Annotated in this window: 7 protein-coding genes; 2 read left to right on the forward strand and 5 right to left on the reverse strand. The window is 72.3% G+C overall.

From position 1 onward, the window contains the following. Positions 1-236 precede the first annotated feature (236 nt). Together EHS43_RS28935 and EHS43_RS28940 are read left to right on the forward strand one after the other, a co-directional pair. Positions 237-1295, forward strand: coding sequence for a CdaR family transcriptional regulator (locus EHS43_RS28935; protein ID WP_125193675.1), 1059 nt, complete (start codon positions 237-239; stop codon positions 1293-1295). 148 nt (positions 1296-1443) lie between these two features. Continuing rightward, complete coding sequence (locus EHS43_RS28940; protein WP_125193676.1) at positions 1444-2787, forward strand: ferric reductase-like transmembrane domain-containing protein; 1344 nt, start codon at positions 1444-1446, stop codon at positions 2785-2787. A gap of 37 nt (positions 2788-2824) precedes the next feature. Here EHS43_RS28940 and EHS43_RS28945 read toward each other — a convergent pair whose 3' ends face one another. The 5 genes from EHS43_RS28945 to EHS43_RS28965 form a co-directional block, all read right to left on the reverse strand. After that, positions 2825-3925, reverse strand: coding sequence for an SPFH domain-containing protein (locus EHS43_RS28945; RefSeq protein WP_125193677.1), 1101 nt, complete (start codon positions 3923-3925; stop codon positions 2825-2827). A 37-nt stretch (positions 3926-3962) separates the two neighbouring features. Beyond that, positions 3963-4400 (reverse strand): NfeD family protein, encoded by a 438-nt coding sequence (locus EHS43_RS28950; RefSeq protein WP_125193678.1) that lies wholly within the window; start codon positions 4398-4400, stop codon positions 3963-3965. 156 nt (positions 4401-4556) lie between these two features. Then, entirely contained in the window at positions 4557-7277 is a 2721-nt protein-coding gene (locus EHS43_RS28955) for a cation-translocating P-type ATPase (RefSeq protein ID WP_125193679.1), read from the reverse strand. Between the two features lie 2 nt (positions 7278-7279). After that, positions 7280-8161, reverse strand: a complete 882-nt coding sequence (locus tag EHS43_RS28960) for a universal stress protein (RefSeq protein WP_185806457.1) — start codon at positions 8159-8161, stop codon at positions 7280-7282. Positions 8162-8359: 198 nt separating this feature from the next. Continuing rightward, on the reverse strand, positions 8360-8885 hold a 526-nt coding region (locus EHS43_RS28965), incomplete at its 5' end, for a universal stress protein (RefSeq protein WP_148104110.1).

Below are 8885 nucleotides of genomic sequence, written 5' to 3' on the forward strand. Positions count from 1 at the left end.
CCCTCCCCACCCCTGGCACGCAACAACCGGCTCCGACGACGCACGGGCTTCCCGGGCCTCGGTGCCGGACACCTGCCGGTGTCCGGCATCGAAACCATCCGCCGTGCTCCCCGCGATCCATCCTGCACGACGCGGTCCCGGCCCCGCATTGCCGGTTCCCGGCAATGTTCATTAGGGTCTGCATGCCGGTGGCCGTTAAGGAACCGTCACCAGCGCGTCAAAAAACGGGGGACGACGTGGCAGACCGAGGGCTTCCCGAGCAGTACCTGGACGGCTACGCCGAGATCCTGGCCGAGGTGTCCAGCACGGGCCGGCGCCTCACCCGTGACGAGATCGCCTCCCGCCGCGCCCTGGGCAGGCAGGCCGCCGAGGCGGGCCACGGGCTGCGCGCCCTCGTCAACGCGCACCTGACCGCCGCGCGCACGGCCTGGCCCGCCTCGCCCGGCTCCGCCGACGGCGCGCTTGCCGCCGTGCAACAGATCGTCGACGCCTTCGCCGAGGGCTACGAACGCGCCCAGCTCCTGGCGGTACGTCAGGAAGAGGCGGCACGAAGGGAGTTCATCGACGACCTCCTCTACGGCCGCAGCGACCTCGGCCGTCTTGCCGAACGCGCCGAACGCTTCGGCCTGCGCCTGTCCCACGCACACGCCGTCGCCGTCGCGCAGGGTCAGGCCACCTACGACGAGGGCGACCCCGTGCCCCGGCAGGTGGAACAGGCGCTCATCTCCCGCTTCGGCGACCGCAACGTCCTGCTCACCACCAAGGACGGCCGTCTGCTGTGCATCGCCCCGGGACACCAGGACGAGGTCCTCGCCCACTTCGCCAAACAGGCCCACGTGGCCACCGACGGCGGCCGGGTCGCCATCGGACGCCCCCAACCGGGCCCGGGTGGCGTCGTCCAGTCCTACGAGGAGGCCCTGGGTGTCCTCGAACTCGCCGAGCGTCTCGAACTCGACGACCCCGTCCTGCGCGCCGCCGAGCTGCTGGTCTACCCCGTCCTCACCCGCGACCGCCAGGCCATGGCCGACCTCGTCACCGGCACGCTCGGCCCCCTCACGACGGCCCGCGGCGGTGCCCAGCCGCTCCTCGACACCCTCACGGCGTACTTCGACTCCGGCTGCGTCTCGGCCGAGGCCGCCCGCCGCCTCACCCTCAGCGTGCGCGCCCTGACCTACCGCCTGGAACGCATCCACAGACTCACCGGCGCCAACCCCGCCGACCCGACCCACCGCTACATGCTCCAGACGGCCGTGATCGGCGCCCGGCTCCTGGACTGGCCCACCAAGGACCTCTGACACCGGGCTGCCGAGCGAGATGAACGGATCGGGCCGGCTCTCCGTATGCTTCTCCGATCGGGGCGGGCATCCGGACGAACCACTCGGTCTTCACGGGGTGTGTGCATACGGGTCGCGTCGTCGCGGCCACGGGGGAAGCGGGACGACTATGGCTACGGCGAGTGACACGGCACGCGGGAGCGGGGCCCGGCCGGTGGACGCGGCGCGTTGGGCGATGTGGACGTTCGTCGCCGTCAATGTGGTGATCGTCGAGTCCCTGTTCCTCAGCGCCGGTTCGGGCAAGAACGGAGTGCTCACGGTCGCGAAGTTCTTCGGACTGCACGCGGCCGTGCTGATCCTGTTCCAGCTGCTGCTGGTGGCCCGGCTGCCCTGGCTCGACCGCCGCATCGGGATGGACCGGCTCACGGTGTGGCACCGCTGGAACGGCTTCCTGCTGCTGTGGGCGGTCCTCAGCCACGCCACGCTGGTGGTGCTCGGCTACGCGACACTCGACGACGCCTCCATGGGCCGGACGTTCGTTGCCCTGAGCGGCGTACCGGCCTCCCTGCTGGGCATGTGGGCCGCCGCCGCCATCGTCGTGGTCGCCGTGATCTCCACCCGTCCCCTGCGGCGCCGGCTGCGGTACGAGGTCTGGCACGGACTGCACCTGCTGCTCTACGTGGCCCTGGGCCTGGCGTTCGTCCACCAGTTGCAGGAGACCACGACGTTCACGTCCTCCGCCTTCGCCAGGGCCTACTGGTGGTTTCTGTGGCTGTTCGCCTTCGGTGCCCTGCTGGCGGGGCGGCTCGTGATGCCGCTGTGGCGCAACGCCTATCACCGCTTCACCGTGACGGCCGTGGTGCCGGAGGCGGACGACGTGGTCTCCGTGTACGTCACCGGCCGGCACCTCGACAGACTCCCGGCCAGGGCGGGGCAGTTCTGCGTCTGGCGGTTCCCCGGGCACAACCACTGGTGGCTGGCCAACCCCTTCTCCCTGTCGGCGGCACCGGGCGGTACAGGGCTGCGCCTCACCGCGAAGGCGGCGGGCAGCGCCAGCGCCGGGCTGCGCGATCTCCAGGTCGGCAGCCGGGCCTTCGTCGAGGGGCCGTACGGGGCGTTCACCTCGCTGCACCGGACCCGGCCCGGCGCCCTGCTGATCGCCGGCGGCGTGGGGATCACGCCCGTGCGGGCCCTGCTGGAGGAGCAGGCGGTCGGCGACGTCGTCGTGCTGTACCGGGTGCGCAGCGAGGCCGACGCCGTACTGCTGGACGAAGTGCGCCATCTGGTCGAACTCCGGGGCGGACGGCTGCACCTGCTCACCGGCCGGACCGGCGAGCCCGGCGCCCCACCGCCGTTCGGCCCGGACAGCCTGCACCGCCTGGTCCCCGACATCACCGACCGCGACGTGTACGTCTGCGGCCCGTCCGCCATGACCGCGGCCGTGCTCTCCGGCCTGCGAGACCTGCGGGTCCCCGCGCGACAGGTGCACTCCGAGAGGTTCGGCCTGGCGTGAACCGGTACGGGACCCGGTTCCCGGAGTCCGGGTGGGCTCAGTCGCCGGACGTCTGCCCCCGGCGCGGCACTTGGGGCGACATCGCGGCCTCGGCCTCCGCCTTGGCGTCGCTCACCGCAGCGGCCGCCTGCCGCCCGGCCTCGTCAGCGGCCGTCGCGGCGTCGAGCGAGACCGACGAGCCCGCGTCGAGCTCTGGAACCCGGCCGTCGCGCGGCGTCTCGACGTCGGCGGCTTCCTCGGCTTGCGCGGGCTGGGGACGGCCGGCCGCGGACTGGTCCCCGAACGCGCTGGTGACCGTCCGCACCGCCTCGGTCAGCTCCCCCGGGATCACCCAGAACGTGTTGTTGTCGCTGCTCGCCAGGTGTGGGAGCGTCTCCAGGTACTTGTAGGCCAGGACCTTCGGGTCGGCGTTGTTGCGATGGACCGCCTGGAAGACGAGCTCCACCGCCTTGGCCTCGCCGTCCGCCCGCAGGATCATGGCTTGTTGCGCGCCCTGTGCCTCCAGGATGTCCTTCTGCCTGGTGCCTTCCGCGGTCAGGATCTTGGCCTGCCGTTCCCCCTCGGCGTGCAGGATGGCCGCGCGCTTGTCACGCTCGGCCCGCATCTGCTTCTCCATCGCCTCCTTGATGGTGGCCGGTGGATCAATGGCCTTGATCTCGACGCGGTTGACGCGGATGCCCCACTTGCCTGTCGCATCGTCGAGGACGGCGCGCAGCCGGGAGTTGATCTCCTCACGCGAGGTGAGCGTCTCCTCCAGGTCCATGCTGCCGATGACGTTGCGCAGCGTGGTCACGGTGAGCTGGTCGATCGCCTGCAGGTAGTCGGCGACCTCGTAGGCCGCGGCCCGCGGGTCGGTGATCTGGTAGTAGAGCACGGTGTCGATGTTCACCACGAGGTTGTCCTCGGTGATCACCGGCCTGGGGTCGGACGAATAGACCTGCTCACGCACGTCGAGCTTGGTGTTGATGCGGTCCGCCACCGGCAGGACGAAGTTCAGGCCGGGTTGCAGAGTCCGGCGGTATCTGCCGAACCGCTCGATGTTGTAGCGGCGCGCCTGCGGCACGATCCGCACCGTGGAGGCCACGAGGAAGACGACGATGAGGGCCGCCACGACAGTGACGATGACAACCGGGTCCACAGGGCCTCCGTTGCTGTGTTCAGTCGTTCTCAACCGTTCATGGAAGTAGTTCGCGGGGATAGACGATCGCTGTGGCGCCCTCGATCTCCATGACGTCCACCAGGGTTCCCACCGGGATCACCAGGCTTTCGTCCAGCGCACGGGCGGACCACTCCTCACCCGACAGTTTGATCAGCCCGTGCGTGGCGGTGACCTCCTGCATGACCTCGGCCCGCCTGCCGACGAGCGCGTCGCTGCCCTCGCGGATCAGGGGTTGCTGTGTCATCTGCCGCAGCGCGACAGGACGGACGATGACGAGACCCGCCGCTGCCGCCACCGCGAAGGCCACGGCCTGGCCGGGAGCACCCACTCCCACACCGGCGACCACCGCGGTGACCAGGGCGGCGCCCGAGAGCAGTCCGAGGACCAGCGTCAGGGTGAAGAACTCCGCGGCCCCCAGGACCGCGGCGGCGAGCAACCAGACGAACCACGGCATCGCATCGCCCTCCTCTTGGGGCCTTCTTTACCAAGCTACTCCCGGTGGCGCCGGGCGGGACAGACACGCAGGAGTCACGGTTCACGCCAGTCGAGGCGTGTGCCGCCGAGCAGTCTGTTCTCAGTGCCCGGATCCACCAGACGCTCAGCGGTGAACTCACCGGCTCCGGTGGGCCCGTGACAGCCACGCCCGACCAGACCGCCAGACCTGTTCGACCAGGACCACGGTGGAGGCGGTGGCCAGGCAGATCGCCCACTGCGCAGCGCTGAGGGGGACGGTGTCGAAGACGCCCTGGGCGAAGGGTGCCTGCACGGCGACGGCCTGGAGGACGAGGACGGCGGCCAGGGAGACCCACAGGGTGGGGTTGTGCAGCTGGTGCCGGCCGAGGACCGAATCGTCCTCGCTGCGGGCGACCAGGGCGTTGAAGAGCTGGAACAGCACGAAGGTGGTGAAGGCCATCGTGGCCGCGGTCGCGGTGTCGGTGAGCTGACGGGCCGCGGCGAAGACGGCCACGGTGCCGGTGGCCATGACGGCGCCGGAGCGGGTGATGGCCGACAGTCGGTGCGCGCCCAGGATGCGTTCGTCGGGCGAGCGGGGCGGGCGGTGCATCACGTTGCCCCGGGGCGGGTCGACGCCCAGGGCCATGGCGGGTGGCCCGTCCATGATGATGTTGACCCACAGCAGCTGGATCGCCGACATGGGGGCGGGCAGTCCGGCCAGCACGGTGGCCAGCAGGGTGAGGATCGCGCCGATGTTCGTGGACAGCTGGAAGCGGACGAAGGTGACGATGTTGTCGTAGATGGAGCGGCCTTCGCGCACCGCGCGGACGATGGTGGAGAAGTCGTCGTCGGTGAGCACCATGTCGGCGGCCTCTTTGGCGACGTCGGTGCCGGTGATGCCCATGGCGACGCCGATGTGGGCGGCGCGCAGGGCCGCGGCGTCGTTGACGCCGTCGCCGGTCATGGCCACGATGTGGCCGCGCTCCGACAGGGCGCGCACGATGGTGACCTTGTGCTCGGGGGCGACGCGCGCGAAGACCCCGATGTCCTCGACGCGGCTCGCGAGCTCGTGCTCGCTCATCCGGGCCAGTTCGGTGCCGGTGACGACGTCGCCGGTGATGCCGAGTTCGCGGGCGACGGCGGCGGCGGTGTCGGCATGGTCCCCGGTGATCATCATGACGGTGACGCCGGCTGCCCGGGCGAGCGCGACCGCGTCGTGGGCCTGCGGGCGGGGCGGGTCTGCGATGCCGGCGATCGCGGTCAGGGTCAGGCCCGTCACGTCGTCGGGGTGCGGCTGGTCGGTGACCGTGGTGGCGGCGCCGAGGACACGCAGGCCCTGCCGGCCCATCCGCCGGGCGGCGTCGGTGACCTCGCGGCGGCGCTCCGCGGTGAGCGGGGCGCGGCCCTGGCCGGTGAGCAGGTGGGTGCAGCGGTCCAGCAGCACGTCGACGGCGCCCTTGACGTGGACGCGGGTCGATCCGTCGGCGTCGGTGTGGAAGGTGGCCATGTACTTGGCGGCCGGATCGAAGGGCACCTCGCCGGCGCGCGGTGCGTGGGCACGCAGGGTGTCGGCATCGAGGCCGGTCTTGGCGGCGAGTACGAGCAGGGCCGCCTCGGTGGGGTCGCCGATGACGCCGTCCGGGGTGAGGCGGGCGTCGTTGCACAGGACGAACGGCCGCAGCGCGTCGTGCGGTGGTGCGGTGCGCCCGTTGCCGGTGGAGCGTACGGCGCCGGCGGTGCCGTAGCCCTCGCCGGACACCTCGTACCAGCGCCCGGCACTCCACAGGGCGCGGGCGGTCATCTCGTTCAGGGTCAGGGTGCCGGTCTTGTCGCTGCACACCACGGTCGCCGAGCCCAGCGCCTCGACGGCGGCCAGGCGTTTGACGATGGCGCCCCGCCGGGCCATGCGGTGGACGCCCAGCGCCAGGGTGAGGGCGAGGACCGCGGGCAGTCCCTCGGGGATCGCGGCGACGGCCAGGGCCACGGCCCGTAGCGACAGGTCGGCCAGGTTCTCGCCGCGGACCAGGGCGACGAGCGCGTAGGCGGCCACGGCGATGCCGCTGACCAGGGCCAGGCGCCGGCCCAGGCTGTCCATCTGGACCGCCAGCGGACTGGGCGGTTCGCCGCCGGTGCGCAGTGCCTCGGCGATCGCGCCGACCTCGGTGCGCATGCCGGTGGCGGTGACGACCATCTCGGCGCGGCCCCGGGTGAGCGCGGTGTTCATGAAGAGCATGCCGGTGCGCTCGGCGACCGGCACGGGCTCGTCGTCGGCGGTGGTGGTGGGCGCGGTCGTCTTCGCGACCGGCTGGGACTCGCCGGTCAGCGCGGCCTCGGCGGCCTCGACCGAGGCGGCGACCAGCAGACGGCCGTCGGCCGGAACACGGTCGCCGGCCTCCAGCAGGACCACGTCGCCGGGCACCAGCTCCCGCGCCGGTACCACCGTCACCCGGCCCTCGCGGCGCACCCGGGCGGTGGGCACCAGCATCTGGCGCAGCGCCTCCAGGCTGCGCTCGGCGCGACGTTCCTGCAGGTAGCCGAGGACGGCGTTGACGGTGAGGACGACGGTGATGACGAAGGCGTCCTTGATGTCGCCGATGATCCCGGCGACGACGGCGGCGGCGAGCAGCAGGCCGATCAGCCAGTTGCGGAACTGGTCCAGCAGGCGCAGCCACTGCGGCCGGCGCGCCGGCTCGGCCAGTTCGTTGGCTCCCCAGGTGCCGGTCCGCCGCTGGACGTCGTCCGTGGTCAGGCCCGTGGCCGGGTCCGTGCCGAGCAGGTCCGCGACCTCGGATGCCGTCAGCCGGTAGGCGTCCGCCACTGGTTCCGTCCGACGGGTGAGTGCCTCGGGCTCGGCGGCGGTGGAGGGCTGCCGAACCATGGTCACTCCTTGCCGCGGACGACGGTGACGGGGCAGTGGGCGTGGTGCAGCAGGGCCTGGCTGACCGAGCCGAGCAGCAGGCCGGTGAAGCCGCCGTGGCCCCGCGTGCCTGTCACCATCAGCTGCGCCTGACCGCTGGCGTCGATGAGGGCGGGGCGGATCCGGGAACGCACCAGGCGTTTCTCCACGGTGACCTCCGGACGGGCCTCCTGGCAGGGGGCGACCGTCTCGTCCAGCAGGTGCTGCTCCGCCTGGCGGAGGTGCGCGGCGTCCACGACCACGGCGGTCAGCGGGTCGCCGGGGCCTTCGTAGGCGCGCTCGCTCCAGGTGTTCCACACGTGCAGCGCCACCAGGGGCGCCTTGCGCAGGGCGGCCTCGGCGAAGGCGAACTCCACCGCCGCCTGCCCCGCCGGGGAGCCGTCCACCGCCAGTACCACCGGACCGGGCGGAGCAGGGTCGCCGCGCACCACCGTCACCGGGCAGCGGCCGTGGGCGGCCAGATGCGCCGCCGTCGAACCCAGCAGCAGCCCGGTGAAAGCGGACCGGCCCCGGCTGCCGACCACCGCCAGCGCCGCCGAGCGCGACTCGATCTCCAGCACCTCGAGCGGCTCACCGGGCACCACGGACCGGGTGATCTCGATGCCCGGTGCCACCACGTGCGCCCGTTCCTCGGCGCGCACCAGTGCCCCCTGCACCATGGAGTCCAGGCCGTGGTCGGTCGGGATCCATGGTGTGGCACCGGACGGCAGATGCGACGAGATGCGGCCGGCCGCGTGCACGATCCGCAAGGGCGCCCCGCGCAGTCGCGCCGCACGGGCGGCGAACCCGACCGCGTCGAGGCTGGAGACGGATCCGTCCACACCGACGATCACCGGACCGTTCATGGCGCACTCCCGTCCCGGAAGGCCGTTGGAGAGCGATCGCTCCCTACTCCCAGCTTCGATGCGTCCGTCCACCGGGGGCAGGGGCCAACGGTCCGCCGAAGGGGCCGCTCGGCCCTGCCGGCACCCGCGAGCGACCACAGCTGCGATACGAGGGCCTCCACCACGGGAGCCCCAGGATCGGCGTGCGCTCGGGAACCGTCAGTGATGCGCGTCCGCTCCCCGCACCACCGCGACCGGACCGTGCGCGTGATGCAGCAGAGCCTGGCTGACCGACCCCAGCAGCAGGCCCGCGAAACCGCCCCGGCCTCGCGCCCCGACCACCGTCAGCTGGGCGGACCGGCCGGCCTCGATCAACGCCTCCCGGGTCCCGCCGTGCACCACCTGGTGCTCGACGGCCACCTCCGGATACCGCTCCCGATGACCCGCCAGCGCCTCGGACAGCAGGCGCTCCTCCTCCGCGGCCAGCGCGCCGGGCTGGTTCGCGTACGGCAGCGACGGATCCTGAGGCGGAGGCAGCGTCGCGTTCCACGTGGTCCACGCGTGCAGCGCCACCAGACCGGTCCCGCGGAACGCCGCCTCCTCGAAGGCGAAGTCCACCGCCCGCTCACCGGCGGGCGAGCCGTCCACACCCAGCACGATCGGCCCCTCGGCAACGGGCTGCTCGCGCACCACCAGCACCGGACACCGCCCGTGCGCCGCCAGATGCACCGCCGTGGAGCCCACC

This window comes from Streptomyces sp. RP5T (assembly GCF_003933965.1).
GTDB lineage: Bacteria > Actinomycetota > Actinomycetes > Streptomycetales > Streptomycetaceae > Streptomyces.